Here is a 25,823-nt window from a genome sequence, read left to right as displayed (position 1 = left end):
GGCGCCTGTGCCGGAGGTCTATCTTGTCAGATGTGTGCCGTCCGACAGGAGCACGTCGTCCATCGGCACGTCCCAGGGCATGGGATAGATCGTCGGCAGGGAGCATCCGGAAAACCCGACGCCGATGATGCGCGGCTTCGGGTCCATCCGAATGAGCGAGCAGTCATAATAACCGCCGCCATTGCCAAGACGGTAGAGAGCCTTATCGACGCCGACCAGCGGCGCGATGACGACATCGGGCCGGCGTGGCGCGCCGTGAGCAGGCACGAGGATGTTCCAGACGCCCCGCGCCATCCGGCTGTCCGGAGACCATGTGCGGAATTCCAGCGGCGTGTGCTCCTCGATCACGACGGGTAGCAGGACATGCGCTCCGGCGTCATGAACCCTTTGCATCCAGGGACGCAAATCCGGTTCGCCCCGGATCGGCCAGTAGGCTGCAACAGTCATGCCTTGCTCAAGGGCGACGATCCGGTCGAGGCCGTCAATCAGGGCGGCCGTCGCCTCCTCGCGCTCCTCCGATGGCAATGCACGTGCCGTTACAAGTCGCGCACGTTCGGCGCGCCTGAACCGCGCCACATCGCGTGCCGTATCGGGATCGACCGGATGCCCGTCGACCAGCAGAGGGCCAAAGCAAGGTGCATCCCCGCTCTCGTATTCGCTTTCCATCGTTACGCCGCTCCTTGGGCTCTCTGCGGGGGGAACAGGGTATCGTAGCCCCAGGTGAAGACGAAGGCGTAAATCATGTAAAAGACCGCGAACGAGAGCTCCATTGCCAACACGGCAATCAGCGAGGTGTCCAGCCACCACGCGAAGATCGGAAGCAGGAGGACGAGCAAGGTCGCCTCAAAAAGCAACGCGTGACCGACCCGGAGGAGCATTGTCTTGCGGATGTCACCTCTGCACCAGTGCAGGAGGTGGTCGAAACCCAGATTGAAGAGATAGTTCCATGCCGTCGCGGCTGTGGCGCCGAGCACGACCAGGACACCCATGTCTCCCATGGGGTGATTGAAGACCCAGGCGAAGAGAGGCGTGACGATCATGATGCCAAGGAGCTCGAAGCTCACTGCCTGACGGATACGGTCTGCGGTGCTGCGCATGGAAGGGCTCCGATTGTAAGTCGGGCCGTCCCGCGTGTTGACCGTTTGGCCGGGCAAGGTCGTCCTCGCCTACCTCCATGATGGGATTGGCGCACCGATTTTTCAAGCGGGCGCTTGCGCCGCCGGACGGTCCTCCGCCCCATAAAGTAGCAACCCGATGATGTCGGAACGGGTGAGAATACCGACGAGGCGGCCGTCTTTTGTCACGGGAATGACCTCGCTTCCCTGCGTCGCCAGTCGGTTGAGAAGCGCGCCGACGGGGAGATCATGAGACACGGCCCGAACAGCCGGGCGCATAACCTTCGACACGCTGCGGCGGGGCGAGAGATGCCACAGTGCGGCAAGACGCCCCTTCAACTCTACGGCTTCGAGGAGATCCCCTTGGAGCATCAGGCCGCGCAATCGCATGTCGGGGTTCACGACCGGGAGACTTTTGATCGCATGGCTTCGGAAGAGTCGCGCGGCCTCCGGGAGCGGCGTTTCGGGGCGCACCGTGATAAGGCCGGTGGTCATGACGTCGCCGCAGGTCGTGCCGTCGAACCGATGCCGTGTCGCCTCGGCTTCGGCCGCGGCCAGCAATCGGCCGAGATCGGCAACACCAACGTTTGTCGACTGGTTGAATCGTTCGAGCAATTGGCCGAGCTGCTCGGACGACATACCGAGCCGTTGCTCCGGCTCATCTGCGGTTTCAGTGTCGGGCTGTCTGAACGGATACACCCGCCCAGTGGCCCTGTTATAGACTATGGCGGCGAGGACAAGCACGGCGGTGGTCAGCCCGACCGGCATCACTGCAAAGAGCGGCCCCGTATTCAGAGCCGGGGCCGCATCGAGCGCGGTCAGCAACGCGACGGCCCCTCCCGGCGGGTGCAGGGCCCGAACGAACATCATCACGGTGATCGCTGCGCCGACTGCGACACCAGCCGACCAAGGGGCGGGAACAATCTGGATCACCGCGAGCGCGGCGAGCGCCGATGTGACATTCCCGACAATCGCCGACCACGGCTGGGCAAGAGGCGAGTTCGGAACGCAGAAGACCAGCACCGCCGTCGCCCCAAGGGGAGCAACGAGATACAGCGGTGACACCCCAAGACTGGCTCCGAGATTTACCACGAGGGCGCACAGGCTGATCCCGATCAGCGCGCCGATGCCGGCTCGCAACTGCTCGCGGCCATGCAATCCCGGCAGAGCCGGGTAGAGATGATGCCACGCTCGCAAGTGGGAGGACTCCTAAGGCGCCGAAGTATTACGCGAATTTTCCGGAGCATGCCTTATTGAGTGGCGGAAAGTGAACGGCCATACTCGAAAAAAGGACACGGGTCCCGGACTCGCCCCACGGCCAAGGTCAGGATTTCGCTGAACGCGCCGACACGGAAACATCCTACTCCTTGCCTTTGCGAGAGCGAGGTCCGTAATTCGGCGTGCCCTGGAGAGCAGCATGCGAATGGACAAACAGGTGGCGCGGGATCGACTGTGGCGCGTTCTCGAGGAGTGTGCGCCTGCCGCGGGAGATCGCCTGCCGCCGGAGCGCGTGCTGAAAGATCTCGTCAGGTGCAGCCGGGAAACCCTTCGCGCAGTATTGGCCGCGCCCGAGGCCGAAGGAGAGATCTGGCGGCATGTCGGTCAGGGAACGCTCCGGGGGCGGGCCCCTCTGGGCCGCCCGGTAAAGGACACGCCGCTACTGGAGGCGACCTCTCCCGCCGATCTGATGGACGCGCGGCGATTGCTCGAACCGCAGGTCGCGGCGGCGGCCGCGATGCGGCGCATGCCGGGCGACATCGACCTCTTGCGCCGGCGCGTCGCCGAGGGACGGGCGGCACGCTACCGCGCGGCTTGCGAGCGTGCGGATGACGCTTTTCACCAGCCGATCGCGCAAGTGGCGCGCAATCCGCTCCTGATCGCCCTTCTGCGCCATTTCTCCAGCGCCCGCTGCCGAGCGATCTGGCAACGGGAATGAGATCGTACGTATCGCCGCGTCGGTGTCGAGGAATTACCGTTTCAGATATTTCCACAGGCCGTTGGGTCGGGCGGTATGAACTCTAGCTACACAGACCTACTTGCCAGTCGCGCATCTCCTCAGCCTTCCCCGCGACCACGGACAGTTTCGGTCAGAGGGTGATCTGGACGTCCCCGAGTGCGCCATTTCGAGCGTGACGATGTGAGTGTCAGGCGGGAAAGAACGACAGAGCCAGGTAGCACAACGCCGAAAGCCCCGCTGCCGCCGGAACGGTAACGAGCCAAGCTGCCGCAATCGTAAGAAAGTGCGAGCGTCGGACCAGCTTGCGGCGGCGGCGCTCTTCGCTCGGAACGCGTTGCGCCGGCGGGCGCGCTTGCTGGATCATACGCGCCCGCCGTTCCGCGTGCCATTCGCGGAAGAACCCTACGCCGAAGACCCCGCCGACGGCGATATGTGTCGAGCTGACGGGAAGACCGAGCCACGAGGCCGCGATTACGGTGACGGCGGCCGATAGCGCGACGCAATAGGCACGCATCGGGTTCAGCTTGGTGATCTGATTGCCGACCATCCGGATCAGCTTCGGTCCGAACAACATCAAGCCCACCGAGATACCGATCGCTCCGATCAGCATCACCCAGACGGGGATCGTGACTTCGGCGGCTGAGCCTCCGGTTTCCTGCGCATAAACGATGGCAGCGAGCGGACCGACCGCGTTGGCAACGTCGTTTGCACCATGTGCGAAGGACAATAGCGCTGCCGATATGACGAGTGGCATGCGGAACAGCACCTTCAGAGAGCGGTTACGGTTCTCGAGCCCCTGTGCCTGGTGGCGGATCAGCGGAACTGCCACGAGCGTGCAGAGCGCGCCGATTGCGGCTCCGATCAACAGGGCGGTCGGGAGGTCGATCGACATGACGCGTTTCAGGCCCTTCAGCGCGAGATAGCTTGCGAAGGCGGCGGCCATGAGACCGATGAGGACCGGCACCCAAACCCGGGCCGCGGCGATCTTGTCCTCGACATAGATGACTCTCCACTTGATGAAGGCGAGCATCGCTGCGGCAATAACGCCGCCGAGCGCGGGCGAGATCACCCAGCTTGCCGCGATCGCGCTCATCGTCGTCCAGCTGACTGCGCCGAGACCCGCAGCGGTGATCCCAGCCCCCATGACCCCTCCGACGACGGAATGAGTGGTCGAGACCGGCGCGCCGATGAAGGTGGCGAGATTTACCCAAAGCGCGGCAGAAAGCAGCGCCGCCATCATCGCGGTGACGAACACCTGTCCATCGGCAAGACTTTCGGGCGCAACGATCCCCTTGGAAATCGTGTCCACCACGTCGCCACCGGCGAGAAGCGCCCCCGCGCTTTCACACACGGCTGCGATGGCAATGGCGCCGGCCATTGAAAGGGCCCGCGCACCGACGGCCGGGCCCATGTTGTTGGCGACGTCATTGGCGCCGATGTTCAGTGCCATGTAGGCACCGAACGCCGCCGCCACTACCACGAAAAGCGCGCCCGGCGTCTGGCCGACGATCAGTCCGGCAGCGATTGCAGCGACGCCAACGAAAAGAAGCGATAGTCCGACCCCAATGAGTGGCCGTGCGGCATACATGGTTGCCACCTCGAGCCGCGACAGCCGGTTGAGGTCCCGGTCGAGCGTCTGCCAGCTGTAGGATCTATCCTGCTCGCTCATATTCTATCTCTTCGTAGGGTACAGAACTCATCGAGTTGAAAGGACAAGCAGATTATCGACATTTGACACGAGACGTTGCAGTTCCGGCTCGTCGACGGCAGCCGCAGCGTCGCGCGGCGTCATCCAACAGCGCTCACGCCGACCGGCTTCGGGGTAAACGTCGTAAAGAAGTTCGGTCTCGATCGCATAAACGTCGACGTCGGTTGGCACCGGTATGCCGCCTCGAAGACGCTTGTCATAGCGATACCGACCGATCTTCATCGGCTTGCCTCCACGAGGCTTCACGCCAGCCTCTTCCCATGCCTCCTCTAGCGCGACGCCGCCCGCATCGAAGCCGGTCTTGGGCCAGCCTTTCGGAAGGACCCAGCGGCGCGTCTCAAGCGAGGTAATGAGCAGAAGCTCAAACTCACCCCGCACGCGGCGAAAGCACAGGGCGGCGACCTGATACCGCGACGGCCGTCTCAGGATCGGCTTTATGAACTGGGACCATATCGTATTAAGCATCGTCATTCTCTGCATCCGGACAGCGCTTATCATCTTCCACATTTGGACTTCAACGCGGTGCCGGCGCCCTTTTCGTTCCGACGCAGACCGGGCCAGCCGAAGCCACGAGAATCTCTGTTGAAGTGTCGCGTATCGCAGTTCCCAGTGGGCCTTCAGGCAAAGCGTCGGTCACCAAAGTTCCGATCTCGTCGCACGTGGCGATGCGGAACAGATACGTGCGACCGAACTTGCTGCTGTCGATCAGAAAGCGTCGGGCCGCGGATTGGCGCAGCATCGTTCGCTTGATGGCGTCAAACCCCTCGACCGCTTCGGTCACACCGGCCTCGCTCAGACCCGCGGCCCCCAGAAAGCAGGCGTCTACGTTGAAGCCCGAAAGATAATCACAGGTTTCCGTGCCAATCACGGCAGCTTCCTGCTGCATGTATTTGCCTGGTGCGAGGCGCACTTGTGCGGCCTGGCTCTGACCAAGGACCATCGCCACCTGAAGCGAGTTCGTGATAGCCGTCACGCGTCGTTCCGCGAACGCAAGGGAACGGGCAAACTCCATCGTCGTTGTCCCGGCGTCGATCATGACCGTCTCGCCATCCGAGACGAGGCTGGCCGCGAAACGCCCCAGCCTCTCGCGCTCCGCGACACGTTCAAGGCGGCGCTCGTCCATGTCGCGGTGGATGCCGGGTGCAGCCGCTGAAGCACCGCCATGCGCTCGGTTGAGCAGGCCGGCCTCGCTCATCTCTTCCATGTCGCGACGAACCGTCTCGGTCGTGACGCCGAACAGGCTTGCAAGCTCGCTGACGCGAACATGCGGCTTGAGCCTGAGCTCGAGCAGAATCTGCTCTCGCCGCTCTACCTTTTTCAGTCGTCTCGGTTCCAGGGCTTCGATCACGGAACTTGCTCTACGCCAATTTTCATCATGGTGAATAAGCAAAAATCGCAGAATTTGGAATGAAGTATGTTGCATATCCCAATTTTCGATGCTGTCATCCACATAATGTGTCGTGGAGGCGACACACCGACTGAAACGGGAGGATTACTGACATGCCCAAGGACACGATCTTCGGAACGACGGCGCTTGCCGCGCTGGCGCTTACGGCGTCGACCGCTTTCGCGCAAGACAGCTGCGAGAACCGCGGTCAACTCGACGAGCAATATTGCGATGCGAACGGCGACCTCGTCGCCGACGCGCCGGAAGATGAAAGCCAGCTTCGCAATCCCGATACGCTGGTCTTCGCTTACACACCCGTCGAAGACCCGGCGATCTACGAAGACATCTGGACGCCGTTCATCGAACATCTGGAGGAGTCGACCGGCAAGGACGTTCAGTTCTTCGCGGTCCAGTCCAACTCGGCCGAGGTTGAGGCCATGCGCTCTGGCCGCCTGCACATCGCAGGCTTCTCGACCGGCCCCACGCCGTTCGCGGTGAACCTCGCAGGAGCTGTACCCTTTGCGATCATGGGAGCCGATGACGGGCGCTTCGGCTATACGCTCCAAGTCTACACTCAAGCCGACAGCGACATTCAGGAAATGCCGGATCTGGCCGGCAAGCGTGTCGCGCACACTTCGCCTACCTCGAACTCGGGAAACCAGGCGCCGCGCGCGCTCTTCCCCGACCTCGGCGTCGTGCCGGACGAGGATTACGAGGTTAACTACTCGGGCAGCCATGACCAGTCGATGCTGGGCGTCGTCGCAGGCGACTACGATGCTGCGCCGGTTGCCTCGGAAGTGGTCGAGCGGATGGCCGATCGCGGCCTCTACGATCCCGAGGAGGTCCGTATCGTCTGGGAAAGCGAGCCCTTCCCGACGACCTCCTACGCCTATGCGCACAACCTCGCGCCCGAGCTGAAGGAGAGCATCGAAGAGGCGTTCTTCAGCTTCGATTTCGAAGGCACAGCACTAGGTGAGGAGTTCGCTGGCGTGTCCAAGTTCGTGCCTATCACCTACGAGGACCAGTGGGCGGTGATCCGTCAGATCCAGAGCGCGAACGGCGTCGAATACACCCCCGAGGGCCTCGCGGCGGAATAACTCGCACTTACCGGACCGGCGCAGTCGTGCGCCGGTCCGACAACGGAGCATCCCATGCTGAAGATAACCGACCTCGTCAAACGCTACGGCAGCGGCGACCCGGTCCTGAAGAACCTCGACCTGACCATCGAGGGCGAAAGCGTCGTGTCCATCATCGGCTCGTCTGGTGCGGGCAAGTCGACTCTCTTGCGCTGCATCAATCGGCTGGTGGAGCCCACCTCGGGTTCGATCGAGCTCAACGGCACCGAACTGACGAAGCTGCGTGGCGGGAACCTCCGCGCGGCGCGGCGCAAGATCGGCATGGTCTTTCAGGGTTTCAACCTCGTCGACCGCCTCACGGTGATGGAGAACGTCCAGTCCGGGCGGCTCGGTTACATCTCGACCTGGGCGGCGATCATGCGGCGTTATCCAAAAGAGGACATCCGCCGCGCCTACGAGTTGATGGAGCGGGTGGGCATCGCCCAATACGCCAATACCCGCGCAGACCAACTCTCGGGCGGCGAGCGCCAGCGGGTGGGCGTCGTGCGCGCGCTGATGCAGGATCCCGAGATCCTGCTGGCCGACGAGCCGACCGCTTCGCTCGACCCCAAGACCTCCGAGCAGATCATGGGACTGCTGCGTGACCTCGCCGGAGAGCTGAAGCTGCCGGTACTCATCAACATCCATAACGTGACCGAGGCCAAGGAATACACCGACCGGATCGTCGGTATGCGTTACGGCCGGATCATCTTCGACGACAAACCTGCCAGCCTCGACCAGGAAGCGATGGACAGTATCTATTCCGGCAGCCCGCATGCCGACCGCAGCGAAGACCTGAAGGCGGCGTCATGAGCGAGGCGCGCGACACCTGGAAAAAGCCACCTTTCATCGCGAACCCCGCGATCCGCTGGGCGGTGTATCTCGGCGCGCTCGGCTACTTCCTCTGGGTCGGTGCGACCATGCCCATCGACTGGGCCCGCGTCGCGGACGGGTTCGGCCGCGCGGGGCGCATCTTCGGCGGGGCTTTCCCACCGAGCTTCGAGCGCAGCGGCCTCCTGATCGACGGCTTTCTCGAGAGCCTCAAGATCGCCATACTCGCCACCACCGGCGGGGTGCTCCTGTCGATTCCCATCGCCTTCATGGCCGCACGCAACGTGGCTCCGTTGCCAATTTACTATCTTGGGCGCTTCATCATCATCGTTGCGCGCAGCTTCCATCCGGTGATCGTCGCGATCATCTTCGTGAAGGCCGTTGGATTCGGCCCGTTCGCGGGCGTGCTGACACTGGTGGTCTATTCCATCGGCTTCGTCGCCAAGATGCTGGCCGAGCGGATCGAGGAGATCGACTTCGGCCAGGTCGAGGCCATGAAGGCCGCCGGGGCACCATTTTTTTCGACCATCTTCTACGCGATCTTCCCGCAGATCATGCCGCGCCAAATTGGCCTGACGATCTACCAGCTCGACAGCAACCTGCGCGCCTCGGCGGTCGTCGGCATCGTCGGTGCAGGCGGCATCGGCGCCACCCTCGCCAACGCCTTCGGGCGCTATGACTACGACTTCGCCCTCGCCATCACCATCGTGATCGTGGGCGTGATCCTCATCTCGGAAGGTATCAGCGGCATGATCAGGAAGCGCATCGGATGACAAGCATTTCCGAACAGTTCGGGCGCGAGGACTGGAGCCGCTTTTCGTCCAAGCAGAAATGGCAGCGCTTTGCGATCTTCGCGGTCTGCGCGCTGGCAATCGCCTGGTCGATCTCGTCGATCGAGGTAGTCTGGGCCTGGGTCTGGGACGCGCCGAGCCAGATGGGCGACCTGTTCGAGCGGATGTATCCGCCCGATGCCACCAACCTCGCCACGATCCTTAGGGTGCTGTGGGAGACGGTGAACATCGCGACCTTCGCCACCGCCTTCGCGGTGCTGATGTCTTTGCCCGTCGCCTATCTCGCCGCGCAGAACACCACGCCCAACCGCGCAACGCTCTGGCTCGGGCGGCTGATCCTCGTGACCTCGCGGTCGGTCAACACCATCATCTGGGCGCTACTGTTCGTGGCGATCTTCGGCCCCGGCGTCGTCGCGGGCATCATCGCGATCATGTTCCGCTCGATCGGCTTCATCGGCAAATTGCTCGGCGAAGCGATCGAGGAGATCGACAAGCGCCCCGTCGAGGCGCTCGAAGCCACCGGTGCGTCGCGCTTCAAGGTCATCGCCTACGCTATCGTGCCGCAGGTGATGCCGACGTTCTGGGCGGTGGCGATCCTGCGCTGGGACATCAACCTGCGCGAGTCGACCGTGCTCGGCCTCGTCGGCGCGGGCGGCATCGGCATCATCCTTCAGGGCGCGATCGACACGTTCAACTGGCCAGAGGCGGCGACGGTCCTGCTGGCCATCCTCGTGCTTGTCATCCTCGGAGAGGTGGTCTCGGCCTTCCTGCGGCGCCGTATCCTGTGAGCGTCCTGACCGCGACCGACCCGGCGCGCGCCTTCGAGGCTTATCAACGGGTGCGCCCGCGCCTTCCCGAGGCGCGGTTCCCGCAGAGATGTCATGCAGTCGGGAACCTGGGTGAGATCGCCGCCGAATTCGACCTGATCCTGCTTGATGCCTACGGCGTGCTGAACGTGGGCGAGACGCCGATTCCGGGTGCGGCCAAGCGCATCGCGAACCTTCGGGAACAGGGCAAGCCGCTGATGGTCGTCTCGAACTCGGCCGGCTATCCCAAGCGGCGCATGATGCACCGCTATGCAAAGCTCGGGTTCGATTTCTCACCTGCCGAGGTTGTGACCAGCCGCGAGGCACTGCTCGCGGAACTGGCCACGGCGCCGCCGCGCCGCTGGGGCGTTATGCTCACGCAAGAGCCCGGGGACGACGAACTGCTTGCACACGACATCGTCTATCTCGGGGACTTCCGCGAGGAATACGACCGGGCCGAAGGCTTTCTGCTGATCGGAGCGGACGGCTGGACCGAGGCGCGGCAAGCGCTTCTAACTGCTTCATTGCGTGCGCACCCGCGCCCGGTCTGCATCGGAAACCCTGACTTGGTCGCGCCGCGCGAAGGCGGTCTGACGCAAGAGCCAGGCTATTTTGCGCATCGGCTCGTCGATGAGGCCGGCGTCACGCCCGAGTTCGTCGGCAAGCCGTTCCCCGGAATCTTCGACCTTGCCCTCGCGCGCCTTGCCAGTAAGCCCTCGCGGGTGCTGATGGTCGGCGACACGCTGCACACGGACATTCTCGGCGGCGCGCATATGGGCTTTGCTACGGCGCTCGTGACCGCGGACGGATCGCTGTCGGGGCTTGACGTTGGCGAGGCAATCGAGACGTCCGGCATCGTGCCGGATTTCGTCATGCACCGGATTTGATCCCGCGGCAAGCCATGCCCGCCGCAGGGAATTGCGTCAAAGATCCATGCAATTTGCGTAGAAGGTCACCGTCGCAGGCCAGTCCGAGAACATGCCGACGATCCCGACATCCTGAGCCAGCACATCGAGCACGCGCAGGTAGTCGCCGTCGCTGCCGATCGCGTTATTCACCGACTGGAAATACCAGCCGCCGCCCCCCGCGAGAGGGCCAGAGCGCTCGAGCGACCATGAGATGATGTTCAACCCCGCGGCCTTCGCCTCTTCGTCATAGGGCTCATCCCTTGAGAATTTCACTCTCCGGTAAACCCGGGGCGGTTCAATCAAGCTCCTGAAGTTTTGCGGCTTGGCGAGCGGCGGACTGGAATTTCTTGAACACTTGATACCGTTTTTCATGGAGGGCTCTGACGTCGCCTACTTGCGGGCGGAACACCTTGGCAAAGGCGGACATTTCTCCCATCGCGGTCTCGATATCCTCGTGAATTCCGGCAGCCATGCTGCCAAGAATCGCCGATCCGAGAAGCACAGGCTCTTCGGCGGCCGGGATCGACAGTTCGACCCCGGCCGCGTCGGCCAGGAGTTGTCGCACGAGGTCACTCTTCCCGGCGCCACCGCTCAGAACCACACGGTCGACCTTCGCGCCTTTTTCGGCCTGGGCGTGAAGGATCTGGCGCAGGCCGTAACCGATCCCGCACAGTCCAGCTATGTAGAGGGCCAGAAGACTGTCGAGGTCTCTTTCCATGCCCAGGCCCGCGATCACGGCTCGCGTGTGCGGATCGGCATAGGGCGCTCGATTACCCAGGAATTCCGGCACGACGTAAAGCCCCCCGGCCAAACGGGCGACGTTGCGGTCCCCGGCGAGCTTCATTTCAGCCCGTTGCGCCAGCCAGGCCGGAAGCGATTGATTGTCCCGCGATGCTTCCGCATGCGCCTCGGCGTAAATGGGGTGGAATTCGATCAAATGATCGATCGCGGCGCCGGCGGCCGACTGTCCGCCTTCATTGAGCCACATACCTGGTATCATCGCGGAAAAGTACGGCCCCCAGACTCCCGGAACGAAGACTGGTTCACGCGTTGTGGTCATGGTGCAGGAGGATGTCCCGAAGACATAGGCAAGATTGGCTTCCGCACCGCCACCGTCCCGCGCTCCGACCGAGCCGATGCCGCCGGCATGGGCATCGATCAGCCCGGCAGCGACAGCCGTGCCGGATCGAAGTCCGAGCGCATCCGCCGCGTCTTCAGTCAGCCCCGTTCCCAATGTAGCGCCGGGATCGACGACCGTCTTTCCAATTCTTTGAAATCCGTCATCTGCCAGATCAGCCAGGCCGATTGCCTCGAAATAGCTTCGGTCCCACGACCTTTCGTGTGCCATGTAGGTCCACTTACATGTCACGGTGCAGATCGACCGGGACAGATCGCCGGTCGCCCGCCATGTCAGGAAGTCCGTCAGGTCCATGAACTGCCAGGCCCGGGCGTATACGTCAGGCCGGTTCTCCTTGAGCCACAGAAGCTTGGGGGTTTCCATCTCGGGCGAGATGCGGCCCCCGACGTAGTCGAGCACGCGGTGACCGATGGTGTTGATGCGCTCCGCCTGATCCACGGCGCGATGGTCCATCCAGACGATGACATTGCGCTCCGGATGAGACGGGTCCCCAACCGGGAGCGGCTCCCTGTCCGCGCCGAGCACGACCAGCGAACAGGTCGCGTCGACCCCGATGCCGCGGACCTGCTCAGGCGCAACCCCGGCGTCCGCCACCGCGCCGCGTACGGCCCGGACGACTGCTTGCCAGATGTCTTCGCCAGACTGCTCCACGATCACGCCACCTTCGCGGTGGATCGCGATGGCGCATTTGTCCGTACCAACCATCCGGCCCGTTGCGGTGAACACCCCGGCACGGGCGCTGCCGGTGCCCACGTCGATCCCGATGAGATAACCTTCAGCCTTTTCGGTCATGTCGTTCCTCCTGTCGCGGTGTGGCGATCACAGATCGACGCTGTTGGGCAGGATCACGAGATCCCGGATCACGACGCCGGGCGGCCGGGTCAGCATGAAGACGACGGCCTCGGCAACCTCGCGTGGCTGCATGAGCGACCCGTTGGCCAGCGCCTCTTCCATCTTGGCCTTGGGCCAGTCGTCGAGGAGCGCGGTCACCACGGGGCCGGGAAGAACGGCGCCCATGCGGATGCCGTGTTCGCTGACCTGCCGCCGCGTCGCGTGCAGGAACGCTTGCACCGCATATTTGGAAGCGGTGTAGATCGGCTCCCATACGACGGGTGTGACGCCCGCGACCGAGCTGGTGAAGATCACGTCGCCGGACTTTCGTTCGATCATCCCGGGCAGAACGGCCCGCACGCAGCGGAAGGCGGCGTTGATGTTGAGCGTCAGGACCTTGTCCCAGACGTCCGGATCGCCCTCTGCCGCCGGGCCGCCGACATAGGCGCCCGCGTTGGCGTGGAAGATGTCCAGAGGGCCGGCCAGCGCCTCGATCCGAGGCACCATGTCCGACACCGCCGCCCCGTCGAAGAGATCGAGCACAAGCGGATGAGCGTTCTGTCCCAACTCGTCGCAAAGCGCGGTCAGCCGGTCTTCGGCGCGGTCGATCAGAACCACGTTACAGCCCTGCTCCAGCAACGCCCGCGCACATTCGAGACCGATGCCCGAGGCGGCGCCGGTGATGGCCGCGGTTTTGCCTGCAAGAGATTGTGCCATTGGGTTTCCTCCCTTTCCGGTTCAGGCGCGGCCGTGGCTGGCACGCGAGCGGCGCGCAAGCGAGTCGACGATGACGGCGATGGCAAGGACGGCGCCGGTGATCATGTAGCGCAGCGACGAGCTGAGATTGAGCAAAGTCAGGCCATTCGAGATCGCCATGATGACCAGCACGCCCAGCAGCGCGGACCATGCAGACCCGCGTCCGCCGAAAAGCGACGTGCCGCCGATGACCGCCGCGGCGATGGCGTTGAGATTCACGTCGCCGGTGCCCGCCTGCTGGCTGGCCGAGGCAAGCCGCGCGGCAGAGAACACGCCACCGAGTGCCGCAAAGGTCGAACACAGGACGAAGGCCGACAAGCGGATGCGCCGCACGTTGATGCCCGCCCGCCGGGCCGCCTCGGCATTGCCGCCGACCGCGAACATCGACCGGCCCCATTGCGTCCGGGTCAGCGCGTAGTCGAGGATCACCACGAAGAGCACGAAGACACCGAACATCCACGGCACGCCGCGCCCCTGTTCGAGGTAGAACACGATGAAGAGCAGGGCCGCGGTCAGGATGGCCGCCTTCACCAGGACCACCGTCATTCCACCCGACGACAGGTTGGCGGCGCTGCGCTGCTGAATGGTCTTGAGGCCGCCGAAGATGATTATCGCGCCGGGCACGAGTGCCAAAGCATAGGACAGCCAGGCCGGGATGATCATGATCTGGCCAAAGCGCACGAGGCCCGAGGTGAACGGCAGGTTGATCGACCCGGTTGGACCGAGAATGTAAAGCTGCATCCCCAGAAGCGCCAGAAGACCGGCAAGGGTGGCCACGAAGCTCGGCATCTCGAAACGGTTGCGCAGGCTGCCGTAGACGAAGCCGGTCAACGCGCCGGCCAGCAAGGCACCGGCGATGGCCAGCGGCAGCGGCAGGCCGGTGTTGACCCAGAGCACGCCGATCACGGCGGAAGCTAGGCCGCTCATCGATCCGATGGACAGGTCGATCTCGCCCAACAGTAGCACGCAGACCACGCCGAGAGAGATGAAGCCGACCGCGGCCGCATCGAAGAGCAGGTTCACGAGGTTGTTGGGCGCGAGGAAGACCGGGTTCAACGTGCTGAACACGGTGGAAATCAGCAGAAGCCCGACGATCACCGGCAACATGCCGAGATCGCCCGACCGCACCCGGTCGATGAAAGCGCGGATCTCGCCCGTGATGCCTTCGTCGTGACGGACGCGCGTGTCGGCTCTGTCCAACTGGGCGGTGGGGGATTTGGTGTCTTGGGTCATGTCATTCCCCCTGCGTTTCGAGCTTGCGCGCGGAGCGGCGCGATACCGAATTCTCGGTGGCGCCGGTGATTGCGGCGACGAGTTCCTCATGGGTGTTTTCCGGCGTGAAGACGCCGTTGTTGCGGCCAAGGCGCAGCACGACGATGCGGTCGGCGACGGCGCGGACGTCTTCCATGTTGTGCGAGATCAGGATCACGCCGTGACCGCGCTCACGCACCCGTTCGATCAGGTTGAGCACCTCGGCCGTCTGCGCGACACCCAGCGCCGCGGTCGGTTCGTCCAGCATGATGATCTGCGGGTCAAGCAGCAGTGAACGCGCGATGGCAACCGTCTGCCGCTGTCCGCCCGAAAGCGAGGCGATGGGTTCGCGGACCGACGGGATGCGGGCGGCGAGTTCCTGCAGCAGCGTCCAGGCGCGGACCTCCATCTGCACTTCGTCCAGGCGCCAGGGGTTCAACTCGTGACCGAGGAACAGGTTGGCCACCACGTCGAGGTTTTCGCAGAGCGACAGATCCTGGAACACCGTGGCGATGCCCATCTCGAGCGCCTTGCCCGGCGTGTCGAGCGTGACCGGTTTGCCGAGATACTCGATGGCTCCTGCGGTGGGCTGGTGTACCCCGGCCAGCGTCTTGACCAGCGTGGACTTGCCCGCACCGTTGTCCCCGACAAGCGCCACGACTTCGCCCGCGTGCACGTCGAGCTGGATATCTTCCAGCGCGGTCACCGCACCGAATTGCTTGGAAATGCCGCGCAGCCGGAGAATGAGCTCTCCGTTATCGCGGCTCTGACTGGCCCGGTTCATTCCTGAAATCCTCCTCCCAAAGGCGTTTCGGCGCGGCGATCGAGGTCGCCGCGCCGATCCTCGTCAGTCGATGAGCCCGAGTTCACGGCAGGCGTCGACATATTCGGACGTGCAGACCTCGTCCGTGGTCTGGATCCCGGTGTCGAAGATTTCCGCCTTGATGTTGTCGCGAGTCACGACCGCAGGGACGAAAAGCTCGGAGGGCGTGTCGTAGAGCGTGGTCTTGGCCTCCGGGGTTTCGCCCTTGAGGAAAGTCGCTGCGACTTCTGCCGCGGCTTTCGCCACGATTTCCGACGGCTTCGAGATCGTGTTGTACTGGTCGCCCGCGATGATGCGCTGAAGCGCCGCGATGGTGGCGTCGTTGCCTGTCACCGGCGGGATCGGCTCTACGCCCGCGGCCTTCAGTGCGGCGATGGCGCCGCCGGCGGTGCCGTCGTTGGCGGCGACGATGCCTGTGATCTGATCTCCGAACCGGGTGATCTGGCCCGCCGCCCATTCCTGAGCTCGCGGCGGGGCCCAGTCTGGCGTGTCGAATTCCGACAGGGTCTCGTATTGGGAAGCGTCCAGCGACTGGTCGATGCCATCCCGGATGAGACCGGCTGCGGCATCGGTCGGTGAGCCGTTGATCTGCAGCACGCCGGAGCCTTCCGGAACGCCCTCAGCCTGCAGATGCTCGACCAGCGACTGGGCGATGGCATAGCCGATGCCCTCGTTGTCGAACGACACGTAGTAATCCGCCGGGACGTCCGGAACGGGGCGGTCGTATGCGATGACCTTGACGTCCTGCGACTGCGCGATCTGCACCAGCGCCGCCGCCGCGGAGGAATCCACCGGATCCAGCACGATGATCGACGCGCCCTGCGCGATCACCGAATTGAACTGTTGCTGCTGCAGCGCAACGTCGGCATTGCCGTTCTGATAGATCAGGGTGCAGTCGGGGCAAAGCTCGCCCATGGCGGCCTGGAAGCCGGGCCAGTCGTGTTCCTCGTACCGGGTCGATGCCTGGTCGGGCATCAGGAAGGCGACAGTTGCCGCGTCCTGCGCGAAAGCAGGCACTGCGAAGCAGCCGAGGCCCATCGCGGATGCAGCGGCCATAAGATTTGTCTTGGTCATGCGTTTTTCCTCCACATTGTTGATGCGTTGAAAGTCGACGTCGGGCCAGGCGCAACTCTGATGCCGGCGCGCCCTGCCCGGTTCGGATCACGGATCTGCCCGCCGCCCTCCTCCAAGCGCGACTTTCACATGCACGATCGATTGCGCAAGTTTGCACAATCGATTGAGCAAACATTGTCAGCGACGGATTTTCCTGTCAAGACTTTCGATGACGGACAGCAGAGCGAGGCACTGACGGTGGCAGACGACAGCGGCGAAGTCTCAAAGCGGCCAACGATTTACGACATCGCCACCCTCGCGGGCACATCGCCCAGCGCCGTCAGTTCTGTTCTCAACGGCACGTGGAAAAAACGTCGAATCAGCGTGAAGCTGGCCGACCGGATCTCGCGGATCGCAGAAGAGCGGGGATACACGACGAATATCCAGGCCAGCGTCCTCCGACGGGCGCGGTCGAACATCATCGGCATGATCATCCCGAAATACGACAACCGCTACTTCGGCGCCATCGCAGAACATTTCGAGGCTCGCGCCCGTGCGCAAGGTCTGTTCCCAGTCGTCACCTGCACCCAGCGTGACCCGGCGCTGGAGGTCGAGGCCGCGAAAGAGCTGATTTCCTACCAGGTCGAAACTCTGATCGCGACGGGTGCCACCGACCCCGAGCGCATTACACAGATCTGCCAGGCGGCCGGGGTCCGGTCAATCAACCTCGACCTGCCCGGCGCAGGTGCGCCTTCGGTGATCTCAGACAACTATGCGGGTGCCATGGAACTTACCCGCGTGTTGCTGGACAGGTGCCAGGAGGATCTCGACTGGCAGGGGCCGCTGACCTTCGTTGGCGGACGGCTCAGCGATCACAACACGGCAGAACGCCTGCGCGGCTTCATCGATGCGCAGAAAAGCCGTGGGATCGATCCGGAGAAGGCGACGGTTCTGGCGCTGGGGTATTCCGCGGAAAATTCAGAGAACGCCCTGATGTCATGCAAAATCATGGGACCGGCCGGACTGTTCATCAATTCGACGATCTCGCTCGAAGGGGCGATGCGTTGGTATCGGAATCAGGCGCCGGCAAAGTCGAACCTGATCCGCTTCGGATGTTTCGACTGGGATCCGTTCGGAGAATTCCTGCCCGGGAACGTCGGCATGATGCAGCAAGATTTCGAAACAATGCTGGACAAGACTTTCGATCTGATCGAGATCGACGCGAAGTCAACGGATCCCGTGCTTGTTCCGTGTATCTTCAGACCCGTGCGATCGGGCAAGTGAGCAGGTCGACACTGATTTTTAAAGCGTTGGAAAGCCGCCAAGCTCTGGAAAGTACCAATTCGAGCGATGAGGCCGTGACGAACCTCAGAGGTTTGCTGTTGCATGGCAGCCTTCTTTTCAGCTGAAAACCTACAGCTTTCCCGGCACGTCTCTGAAGATGCCGGCATAGATAACGGGCCGAGGCAGACGAAGGCAGAAGGTGCCCACAAACGCGGGCTCCAAGGATCGACGCTGACCCTACGGCCCGCACCCTACATGCCCCCGGAAGCAACGTCCGTCCTCGCTAGGACTTGTCGTCCGCAGCCCCAGGTCCGATCAAGGACCCCTGCCCTCCTTCTATCATCACTGCACAAGCAACAAGATGAAGAGGTACGACATGACCGACGGCCCCACCGCCCGCCTGATCGCAGAAGCCATCGATACCAGCGGCAAGACCCAGCGCGAGATCGCCAACGAGATCGGCTTCGAGCGCCCGAACGTGGTCTCCATGCTCAAGTCCGGCGAAATGCGCATGCCGGTAGAGCGGATCCCTGCCTTTTCCAGGGCCACCGGGATCGACCCACACCTGCTGACGCGCGCCGCGATGATGGAGTTTTGCCGGAGACTTGGAGCTCTCTGGGATGTCAGGCACGACCCAAGCCTTTCCCGAGCGCAGATCTACATGAAGGGACTGCAGCCCGTGGTTGAACGCTTCAAGCGCCTGTGTCGATCCGAGCGCCGCGCCTATCTGGAGATGCTGGAACAGTTGATGGACATCCGGGATGCTGCGCTGGAGGCCATGTTTAGGGAGGCGTTCGGGGGGTGACGTAATCGGAGACGACGCGCTCCGGGCAGCAAGACCTTCGAGTATGCTTGCCCGGGAAGCTCCCGCGTTTCACATCACAACCGCCCTGCCGAACACCATGGCGTTTAGACAAGGTCCTTCAACAACAGCTGGTTCGGCATATTCTGGTAACACACGGGACGCAGAAAGCGGCGGATTGCCATAGTGCCGACGGAGGTCGCGCCGAAGTTCGTGGAGGCCGGGTATGGTCCGCCATGCACCATGGCATCGGCGACCTCGACCCCGGTCGGAAATCCGTTGACCAGCACGCGGCCCGCTTTGCGTTCCAAAACGGGGACGAAAGGCTTCGCGACCTCCATATCGGCATCGTCCATCTGCAGCGTCACGGTCAACTGACCCTTGAGGTTTCGCGCGACCTCGAGCATCTGCTCGGGTCCCGAGGTCGTGACGACGATGCCGAACGGTCCGAACACCTCTTCGGAAAGCGCCTCGTTCGCCAACCAGTCCTCGGCGCTGACCTTGTAGATTGCGGGCGCGGCTTTGCGGCGGTCGCACGTGCCGCGCAGCAGTTCCTGAACGCCATCTTTGCCAGCCACCTCGGCCACGCCGCGGCGATAAGCTTCCGCGATGCCCTCTGTCAGCATCACGCTCTCTCCGACGTCTGCGAGGGCTTTGGCCGCGGCCTCGGTAAATGTCGTGACGGCCTCACCTTCCGGAATGACCACGACGCCGGGATTGGTGCAGAACTGCCCCACGCCCATTGTCAGCGAACCCGCCCAGGCAGTCCCCAGCTCGGCGCCACGTTGGGCCAGCGCCTCGGGCATGACAAAGACAGGGTTGATCGAGCCGAGCTCTCCGAAGAACGGGATCGGTTCGGGCCGCGCCGCGCAAAGGTCGAACAGCGCGCGTCCCGCGCCAAGCGATCCGGTAAAGCCCACGGCCCGGATTAGCGGGTGCCGCACAAGCGCGCCGCCGAGTTCGTGTGACGTCCCCTGGATCAGAGAGAAGGTGCCCGACGGCATGCCGGTGCGCGCAATTGCGGCCGCGATGGCGTCAGCGACGATCTCGCCCGTGGCGGGATGCGCCGGATGGCCCTTGACCACGACCGGGCAGCCCGCGGCGAGCGCCGCGGCCGTGTCACCTCCGGCGGTCGAAAAGGCCAGAGGGAAGTTCGATGCGCCGAAGACGGCGACCGGCCCGATGGGCCGCTGCACCATCTTGAGGTCGGGGCGCGGCAACGGCTGGCGGTCGGGCAGCGCTTCATCGTGGCGGCGATCGAGGTAATCGCCTTTCCGGATGTGATCCGCGAACATGCGCAGCTGACCGGTGGTGCGACCGCGTTCGCCTTGCAGGCGCGCCTCGGGCAATCCGGTCTCGGCGCTGCCAAGCCGCGTGATGTCGTCGCCGCGTGCGTCGATCTCTTCGGCGATCGTTTCAAGAAAGACGGCCCGCGCCTCGCGCGTGGTCCACCCGTAGGTGAGAAACGCGTCTTCGGCCGCCTGGCAGGCCCGGTCGACTTCGGTCGCGCCACCCGATGACACGGTCAGCCGATCGCCCGTGACGGGCTGAGAGGCGAAGGTATCGTCCGAACCCGTCCATGCCCCGGCGATCAAATGTTTTCCATGCGGGAGGTAAGTCATGTCGTTCTCCTCACTGGCCGCGTTCGCGCTGCCAGTTTTCGAATTTCTTCTGGTTCTCTTCCTTTGTGCAGGGATAGAGACCGATGATCGGAGTGCCGGCGAGCACCTCCTCGAGCACGAAAGCCTCGAAGCTCTCCATGCCCGAACAGACCTCGGCGATCTCGTCGGCAAGATGCGCGGGGATGACCATGACGCCGTCGCCGTCGCCCACCAGCACGTCGCCCGGAAACACGGCGACTCCCCCGCAGGCGACGGGAATGTTGCGTTCCATGGCCTCGTGTTTCGTCAGGTTCGTCGGCGCCGACGGCCCCGCGCAATAGGCGGGCATGTCGAGTTCTCCGATGCCTTCGAAATCGCGGAACCCGCCGTCAGAGACCACGCCGGCGCATCCTCGCACCTGCAGACGCGTGATCAGGATCGACCCCGCTGTCGCGGCGGAGGCATCGCCGCGCGCATCCATCACGAGGATCTGGCCCGGCGGGCAGGTTTCCACAGCGACGCGCTGCGGGTGCTCCGGGTTGCGGAACACGTCGAGCGTGTTGCGATCCTCGCGCGCCGGCAGGTAGCGCAGGGTGAAGGCCTGGCCGACCATGTTCTCGGCCTTCTTCGACACCGGTCGAACGCCTTGAATGAACTGGTTGCGAAGCCCTCTTTTGTAGAGCTGCGTGGCGATCGAAGCGGTCGAGATGCGTTTGTACCGCGCGAGCGTCACTTCGGAGAGTATGTAGTCGGTCATTGTGTGCCTCAGAAAATGTCGGGTTCGCCCGCCGCGCGGCCGAAATCGGATTGCAGGAAGTCGAAGTCGCAACCTTCATCCGCCTGGGTGACGTGTTTGAGAAACATGTAGCCGTAGCCGCGTTCGTACCGCGGCGGCGGCGGTGCCAGGGCCGCCCGGCGTGCCTCGAGTTCGGACTCGTCCACGAGCATGTCGAGCCGCCGGTCCGCGAGATCGAGCCGCACGGTGTCGCCGGTTTTCAAAAGCGCGAGCGGTCCGCCCACGTGGCTTTCCGGCGTCACATGCAGGACGCAGGCCCCGTAGGATGTGCCCGACATTCGCGCGTCGGAGATCCGCAGCATGTCGCGATGCCCCTGCTTGATCAGCGCCTTCGGGATCGGCAGCATGCCCCATTCGGGGAAGCCCGGTCCGCCCTGCGGTCCGGCGTTGCGTAGCACCATTACATGATCGGGCGTGATGTCGAGAGTCTCGTCATCGACGGCCTTCTTCATTTCGGGGTAGCTGTCGAAGACGATCGCGGGTCCTTCGTGCTGGTAAAACCGCGGATCGCAGGCAGCGGGCTTTATCACCGCGCCAGAGGGACACAGGTTGCCCTTGAGCACCGCGAGCGAGCCTTCGTGATAGACGGGGTTCGACAAGGGCCGGATCACGTCGTCGTTGTAAACCTCTGCACCTTGAAGATTTTCGGCCATCGACTTGCCGGTGACCGTCAGCGCGGACGTCTCGAGCATCGACTCTATCTGCTTCATCAAGGCGCGAAGACCGCCGGCGTAGTAGAAATCCTCCATCAGGTAATCCTTGCCCGCCGGCCGGACGTTGGCGATCAGCGGAGTGATCCGCCCCAAGGTATCCAGATCGTCCAGCGCAAGCGGCACACCCGCGCGCCGCGCCATGGCGATAAGATGGACCACGGCGTTGGTCGAGCAGCCCGTCGCCATCGCAACGACGGCAGCATTTCGGCAGGACGCAGGTGTCACGATGCGGTCCGGGGTCAGGTCTTCCCACACCATCTCGACGATGCGGCGCCCGCAAGCGGCCGACATGCGCTGGTGGCCGCTGTCCACCGCGGGGATGGACGAAGCGCCCGGCAGCGTCAGCCCCATCGCATCGGCAATGGCCGTCATGGTCGAGGCGGTGCCCATCGTCATGCAGGTCCCGGCCGAACGGGCGATTCCGCCCTGAACGCCCAGCCATTCCTCGTCCGAAATGTTTCCTGCGCGGCGTTCGTCCCAGTATTTCCAGGCATCCGAGCCGGAGCCGAGAATCTTGCCGGCGTAATTGCCGCGCAGCATCGGCCCGGCGGGCAGGTAGATCATCGGTACGCCTGCGCTGATCGCGCCCATCACCAGGCCCGGCGTGGTCTTGTCGCAGCCGCCCATCAGCACGACCCCGTCGAGCGGATGCGAGCGGATCATCTCCTCGGTCTCCATCGCCAGCAGGTTGCGGTAGAGCATCGAGCTGGGCTTGGTGAAGCTTTCATCGACCGAAAGGGACGGCATCTCGACTCCGAAACCGCCGGCCTGGGCGATGCCGCGTTTCACGTCCTTCACCCTCTCGCGAAAATGCGAATGGCAGGTGTTGAGCTCAGACCAGGTGTTGAGCACCCCGATCACCGGCTTGTCGCGAAAGTCCTCTTCGTCGTAGCCGAGCTGCATCATGCGCGACCGGTGGCCGAAGCTGCGCAGATCGTCGGGCGCGAACCACCGCGCCGAGCGCAGGTCGCTTGGCGTTTTCTTCGTCATAGGATCACCCCGTGAAGCTGAAGCTGTACCAGATCACGGCGGCCGCGAAGGCCAGCCCGACCACGTCGGGCCAGTTGCCGAAATCATGCTTGTCCTTGATCTCTTCAGCCGCGAAATGGGCCGCGTCGATCTCTTCATCCTGACGGGTCAGGTCCTTGTCGTCGTCTTGGGACATGAAAGGTGTCTCCTTAGTCGAGCAGGTTGGGCAGCCACAGCGCGATGTCCGGGAAGAACAGCACGAGGGCGAGGCCGATGATCTGCAGGCCGATGAACGGCAGCACGGCAACGAAGATGTCCTGAAGCTCGACCCCTTTCGGCGCCACTGATTTCAAGAAGAAACAGGCCGGACCGAAGGGTGGCGACAGGTAGTAGATCTGGATGTTCATGGCAAAGAGAACGCCGAACCAGATCGGGTCGAAGCCAAGTTCGATCACCACCGGCGCGAAGATCGGCACGGTGATGAAGATAATCGCGATCCATTCCAGGAACGTGCCAAGCAGCATCACGATCAGCATCATCACAAGCACGATCATCAGAGGCGGCATGTCGAGTCCGGACAGAATTCCGCGCAGGAAGTCGCCTCCGCCGATCCGGTTGTAGATCCCGATCAGCGACACGGCACCGAGCACCAGCCAGATGATCGACCCAACCGTGAGCACGGTCTGGCGCATTGCGTCGCGCGCCATCGTCCAGTTGAGTTCGTTGCGAACGCCGGCCACGACCAGGGCGCCGACCGCGCCGATGGCGGCGGCCTCTGTCACGGTGGCGATGCCGGAATAGATCACACCGAGAACGGTGAAGATCAGCGCACCCGGCAGGACGACACCCTTGAGGTATTTCAGACGCTGGAGGAATGGCAGGCCGGTCTCGGGAATATCGTAGATCGGCGCCATCGCCGGGTTCAGCCGCACACGCACCAGGATGTAGGTGATGTAGAGCGAGGCGAGAAGCATGCCCGGCACCGCAGACGCCGCGAAGAGCTTGGTGATCGAGACCTGCGCGGCCAGCCCGTAGACGATGAGCACGACCGATGGCGGAATGAGCGTCGCCAGGGCGCCGGCAGCGCAGATGATCCCGATCGACAGTTTCTTGTCGTAGCCCAGGCGCAGCATCTGCGGCAAAGCGATCAGCCCCAGCATGACGATCTCGCCGCCCATGATGCCCGACATCGCCGCCAGCAGCACCGCCACGATGCAGGTCTGCACGCCGACCGATCCGCGGAACCGGCCACCGGCGATCGCCATCGAGTCGAAGAGCGACTTCGCGATCCCCGATCGTTCGAGAACGTTGGCCATGAAGACGAAGAAGGGCACCGCGATCAGTTCGTATTTGTGCAGCACTTCGCTGACGTTCGCGGCGACGATGAAAAATCCTGCGCGCTCGCCGAAATACAGGATCGCGGTGACGAGCGAGACCGAGAGCGTGGTAATGCCCAATGGCACGCCGATCGCCATGAGCCCCAACAGGGCCACGACGATCAAGAGAGTGATCAGTTCAATGCCCACCGGACAGGTCTCCCTCGGTTTTCTGGAACCAGCGGATGATGTTGGCCAGCAGTTGCGCCAGGTAGAGACCGCATCCGACGACGATCAGAACCTTGAGATACGTGGGCTGGGGCGAATTGAACGCCGTGCCGGAATGCTCGATGCGGCCCATGACCTTTTCGGCTGGTCCCCAGAGCGCCATGGCCAGCACCAGAATGGCGCCGAAGGCGATCGCCAGCTGCAACAGCCGGAAATAGCGCCAGACCCGCGGGCTCACGAGCAACTCGAGCATGGTGATGGAAATGTGCCGGTTGCGCTGGGTCACGTATCCGACCGAAAGGACCCAGACGGTCGCGCACAGCGTCATGGCCAGCTCGGTCGACCAGACGGTCGGGCTGTCGAAGCCGTAGCGCAGCACGACCTCGAGCGCCGAGACCGCGATGCACGTGAAAAAGAGGGTGGAGCAGGCATGCCCGATGAAGACGCTGAACCGGTCCATCACCTCGGCATAGCCCGCAAGCAGGCGTTTCATGGGTCCCTCCCATTGGTTCGAAAGAAGCCCCGAGGGCGGCGCACACATCGCGCCGCCCCCGGCGGCGGGAGAGACGGTTACTCCTTGAAGAGGCCGATTTCGGTCATGTAACCGATGTGCGCTTCGAGAGCTTCCTGAGCCAGCTCGGATTTCTGGGCGTAGCTCTCCCACTCCTTGCGGGCAACTTCGCGCAGCTGGTCACGGTCTTCCTGCGCCCAGTCGATGACCTCGATGTCGTCCTTCTGGTCGTCGCGCTCGGCCAGTTCGCGGTCGAGCTTGGTGACTTCGGCGGCCATCGCGCGCATCGCGTCATACCACCAGGTGCGCAGCGCCTCCTGATCCTGCGGCTCGAGACCTTCCCAGACCTCGCGGTTCACGGTGAACTGCATTGCAGGCATCGAGTGGATGCCTGGATAAAGCGGATAGGGTGCAACGTCGTGCAGGCCGGTCGCGTCGTTGTTCACGTAAGCCGACGCGTCGGCAGCATCGACGATGCCCTTCTCCAGCGCGCCGAAGACCTCCGAAAACGGGATCGCGACCGGAGACGCGCCAGCGGCCTGGAACACGGCGGCGGCGAGCCCCTCGGGCGAACGGATCTTCTTGCCTTCCAGGTCCTCGAAGGTCCGGATCGGCTCGCGGGCGACCAGAGCTTCGCGAGAGTACGGGCCGCAGGCGACGACCTTGACCTCGCCACCCGTGATCGCGTCGGACGCTTTCTGCATCATTTCCTCGCCGGGGCCATCCTGGCAGAAGCCGATCATCTGCTCGGGTGTGTCGTAGCCCGAGATCAGGTCGCCCAGCAGGGCAAAGGCGGGCTCTTGGCCGGAGAAGTAGTTGACCGATGTAAAGTCACCGTCGAGCGCGCCCGCCGCGACGGCCTCGGGCGTATCGCGTGCCGGAACCACGGAGCCATTCGGCGTGAGAACGATCGAAATGCGTCCCTCGGTCGTCTCTTCGATCTTGGGCAGCCATTCCTCGGTGATGTACTTGGTCGAGAAATCGCCGGCGTTGAACGACGTCTGAATGTTCAGCGTATCGGCATGGGCAAGTCCGGCAAGCATCGAAACGGACATGGTAAGTGCGGCTGTTCTGGAAACGGTCATGAAGGTCCTCCCTTAAACGACACCGGGGGCCTCCCCCCTCGGCTTATT

Annotated in this window: 26 protein-coding genes and 1 pseudogene; 8 read left to right on the top strand and 19 right to left on the bottom strand. The window is 63.5% G+C overall.

Annotated features, from left to right (window positions below; all coding sequences use genetic code 11):
• Positions 1-18: 18 nt before the first annotated feature.
• The 3 genes from DU478_RS12350 to DU478_RS12340 form a co-directional block, all read right to left on the bottom strand.
• Positions 19-666 carry a 5-formyltetrahydrofolate cyclo-ligase gene (locus tag DU478_RS12350; RefSeq protein ID WP_114511271.1) on the bottom strand — a complete coding sequence of 216 codons (648 nt, stop codon included), beginning with the start codon at positions 664-666 and terminating at the stop codon, positions 19-21.
• Positions 667-668: 2 nt separating this feature from the next.
• Positions 669-1,097: a PACE efflux transporter gene (locus tag DU478_RS12345; protein ID WP_114511270.1), complete on the bottom strand. Its 429-nt coding sequence runs from the start codon at positions 1,095-1,097 to the stop codon at positions 669-671.
• A 102-nt stretch (positions 1,098-1,199) separates the two neighbouring features.
• Positions 1,200-2,312 (bottom strand): HPP family protein, encoded by a 1,113-nt coding sequence (locus DU478_RS12340; protein ID WP_114511269.1) that lies wholly within the window; start codon positions 2,310-2,312, stop codon positions 1,200-1,202.
• A 226-nt stretch (positions 2,313-2,538) separates the two neighbouring features.
• Here DU478_RS12340 and DU478_RS12335 point away from each other — a divergent pair, with 226 nt between their 5' ends.
• Complete coding sequence (locus DU478_RS12335; protein ID WP_233501220.1) at positions 2,539-3,051, top strand: FadR/GntR family transcriptional regulator; 513 nt, start codon at positions 2,539-2,541, stop codon at positions 3,049-3,051.
• A 208-nt stretch (positions 3,052-3,259) separates the two neighbouring features.
• Here the strand turns inward: DU478_RS12335 and DU478_RS12330 are convergent, their stop codons facing one another.
• Genes DU478_RS12330 through DU478_RS12320 form a run of 3 tightly spaced genes read right to left on the bottom strand, consistent with a single transcriptional unit; the run spans position 3,260 to position 6,230 of the window.
• Positions 3,260-4,741 carry an inorganic phosphate transporter gene (locus tag DU478_RS12330; RefSeq protein ID WP_114511268.1) on the bottom strand — a complete coding sequence of 494 codons (1,482 nt, stop codon included), beginning with the start codon at positions 4,739-4,741 and terminating at the stop codon, positions 3,260-3,262.
• A gap of 27 nt (positions 4,742-4,768) precedes the next feature.
• A complete protein-coding gene (locus tag DU478_RS12325) occupies positions 4,769-5,245 on the bottom strand; it encodes an NUDIX hydrolase (protein ID WP_114511316.1) in 477 nt (158 codons plus the stop codon).
• A gap of 49 nt (positions 5,246-5,294) precedes the next feature.
• On the bottom strand, positions 5,295-6,230 hold the full coding sequence (locus tag DU478_RS12320) for a DeoR/GlpR family DNA-binding transcription regulator (RefSeq protein WP_233501219.1): 936 nt from the start codon (positions 6,228-6,230) through the stop codon (positions 5,295-5,297).
• A 50-nt stretch (positions 6,231-6,280) separates the two neighbouring features.
• Here DU478_RS12320 and phnD point away from each other — a divergent pair, with 50 nt between their 5' ends.
• From phnD to DU478_RS12295, 5 genes are read left to right on the top strand one after another with little or no spacing between them, the layout of a single operon-like run.
• The gene (gene phnD / locus DU478_RS12315) at positions 6,281-7,264 is read left to right on the top strand and encodes a phosphate/phosphite/phosphonate ABC transporter substrate-binding protein (RefSeq protein WP_114511266.1); all 984 of its coding nucleotides are present in this window, start codon (positions 6,281-6,283) and stop codon (positions 7,262-7,264) included.
• Between the two features lie 54 nt (positions 7,265-7,318).
• Positions 7,319-8,095, top strand: coding sequence for a phosphonate ABC transporter ATP-binding protein (phnC, locus tag DU478_RS12310; protein WP_114511265.1), 777 nt, complete (start codon positions 7,319-7,321; stop codon positions 8,093-8,095).
• On the top strand, positions 8,092-8,886 hold the full coding sequence (phnE, locus tag DU478_RS12305) for a phosphonate ABC transporter, permease protein PhnE (protein WP_114511264.1): 795 nt from the start codon (positions 8,092-8,094) through the stop codon (positions 8,884-8,886). Before phnC ends, phnE (DU478_RS12305) begins: the two co-directional genes overlap by 4 nt.
• Positions 8,883-9,692, top strand: coding sequence for a phosphonate ABC transporter, permease protein PhnE (gene phnE, locus DU478_RS12300; protein WP_114511263.1), 810 nt, complete (start codon positions 8,883-8,885; stop codon positions 9,690-9,692). The genes phnE (DU478_RS12305) and phnE (DU478_RS12300) overlap by 4 nt, the downstream gene beginning before the upstream one ends.
• On the top strand, positions 9,689-10,597 hold the full coding sequence (locus tag DU478_RS12295; RefSeq protein ID WP_114511262.1) for an HAD-IIA family hydrolase: 909 nt from the start codon (positions 9,689-9,691) through the stop codon (positions 10,595-10,597). Before phnE (DU478_RS12300) ends, DU478_RS12295 begins: the two co-directional genes overlap by 4 nt.
• Before the next feature lie 36 nt (positions 10,598-10,633).
• Here the strand turns inward: DU478_RS12295 and DU478_RS12290 are convergent.
• From DU478_RS12290 to DU478_RS12265, 6 genes and pseudogenes are all read right to left on the bottom strand, one after another.
• Positions 10,634-10,867 (bottom strand): annotated as a pseudogene (locus tag DU478_RS12290) (glycerophosphodiester phosphodiesterase family protein); the annotation flags it as partial.
• Positions 10,868-10,913: 46 nt separating this feature from the next.
• Positions 10,914-12,548, bottom strand: coding sequence for an FGGY-family carbohydrate kinase (locus DU478_RS12285; RefSeq protein WP_114511261.1), 1,635 nt, complete (start codon positions 12,546-12,548; stop codon positions 10,914-10,916).
• A gap of 27 nt (positions 12,549-12,575) precedes the next feature.
• Positions 12,576-13,304 carry an SDR family oxidoreductase gene (locus DU478_RS12280; protein WP_114511260.1) on the bottom strand — a complete coding sequence of 243 codons (729 nt, stop codon included), beginning with the start codon at positions 13,302-13,304 and terminating at the stop codon, positions 12,576-12,578.
• Positions 13,305-13,325: 21 nt separating this feature from the next.
• The gene (locus DU478_RS12275) at positions 13,326-14,576 is read right to left on the bottom strand and encodes a sugar ABC transporter permease (RefSeq protein WP_114511259.1); all 1,251 of its coding nucleotides are present in this window, start codon (positions 14,574-14,576) and stop codon (positions 13,326-13,328) included.
• Position 14,577: 1 nt separating this feature from the next.
• Complete coding sequence (locus DU478_RS12270) at positions 14,578-15,378, bottom strand: ATP-binding cassette domain-containing protein (RefSeq protein ID WP_114511258.1); 801 nt, start codon at positions 15,376-15,378, stop codon at positions 14,578-14,580.
• A 63-nt stretch (positions 15,379-15,441) separates the two neighbouring features.
• Positions 15,442-16,491 carry an ABC transporter substrate-binding protein gene (locus DU478_RS12265; RefSeq protein WP_114511257.1) on the bottom strand — a complete coding sequence of 350 codons (1,050 nt, stop codon included), beginning with the start codon at positions 16,489-16,491 and terminating at the stop codon, positions 15,442-15,444.
• 60 nt (positions 16,492-16,551) lie between these two features.
• On the opposite strand from DU478_RS12265, the gene DU478_RS12260 reads away from it, so the two are divergent.
• Complete coding sequence (locus DU478_RS12260) at positions 16,552-17,754, top strand: LacI family DNA-binding transcriptional regulator (RefSeq protein WP_233501218.1); 1,203 nt, start codon at positions 16,552-16,554, stop codon at positions 17,752-17,754.
• A gap of 376 nt (positions 17,755-18,130) precedes the next feature.
• Positions 18,131-18,559: an XRE family transcriptional regulator gene (locus DU478_RS12255; RefSeq protein ID WP_114511314.1), complete on the top strand. Its 429-nt coding sequence runs from the start codon at positions 18,131-18,133 to the stop codon at positions 18,557-18,559.
• A 104-nt stretch (positions 18,560-18,663) separates the two neighbouring features.
• On the opposite strand, the gene DU478_RS12250 is transcribed toward DU478_RS12255, so the two are convergent.
• The 7 genes from DU478_RS12250 to dctP all read right to left on the bottom strand — a co-directional run bounded on the left by DU478_RS12250 (position 18,664) and on the right by dctP (position 25,775).
• Positions 18,664-20,178, bottom strand: coding sequence for an aldehyde dehydrogenase (NADP(+)) (locus DU478_RS12250; RefSeq protein ID WP_114511256.1), 1,515 nt, complete (start codon positions 20,176-20,178; stop codon positions 18,664-18,666).
• Between the two features lie 10 nt (positions 20,179-20,188).
• Positions 20,189-20,914, bottom strand: coding sequence for a ribonuclease activity regulator RraA (locus DU478_RS12245; protein ID WP_114511255.1), 726 nt, complete (start codon positions 20,912-20,914; stop codon positions 20,189-20,191).
• A gap of 8 nt (positions 20,915-20,922) precedes the next feature.
• Positions 20,923-22,656 (bottom strand): L-arabinonate dehydratase, encoded by a 1,734-nt coding sequence (gene araD / locus DU478_RS12240; RefSeq protein WP_114511254.1) that lies wholly within the window; start codon positions 22,654-22,656, stop codon positions 20,923-20,925.
• 4 nt (positions 22,657-22,660) lie between these two features.
• Positions 22,661-22,831 carry a hypothetical protein gene (locus tag DU478_RS23135; RefSeq protein WP_199488335.1) on the bottom strand — a complete coding sequence of 57 codons (171 nt, stop codon included), beginning with the start codon at positions 22,829-22,831 and terminating at the stop codon, positions 22,661-22,663.
• A 13-nt stretch (positions 22,832-22,844) separates the two neighbouring features.
• Positions 22,845-24,161 carry a TRAP transporter large permease gene (locus DU478_RS12235; RefSeq protein ID WP_114511253.1) on the bottom strand — a complete coding sequence of 439 codons (1,317 nt, stop codon included), beginning with the start codon at positions 24,159-24,161 and terminating at the stop codon, positions 22,845-22,847.
• Complete coding sequence (locus DU478_RS12230; protein WP_114511313.1) at positions 24,151-24,672, bottom strand: TRAP transporter small permease subunit; 522 nt, start codon at positions 24,670-24,672, stop codon at positions 24,151-24,153. Before DU478_RS12230 ends, DU478_RS12235 begins: the two co-directional genes overlap by 11 nt.
• Positions 24,673-24,749: 77 nt before the next feature.
• A complete protein-coding gene (gene dctP, locus DU478_RS12225) occupies positions 24,750-25,775 on the bottom strand; it encodes a TRAP transporter substrate-binding protein DctP (RefSeq protein WP_114511252.1) in 1,026 nt (341 codons plus the stop codon).
• Positions 25,776-25,823: the final 48 nt, after the last annotated feature.

Source organism: Thalassococcus profundi (assembly GCF_003344785.1).
GTDB lineage: Bacteria > Pseudomonadota > Alphaproteobacteria > Rhodobacterales > Rhodobacteraceae > Puniceibacterium > Puniceibacterium profundi.
The sequence above is the reverse complement of the archived record's forward strand: the minus strand, read 5'-3'. Positions and strand labels throughout refer to the sequence as shown.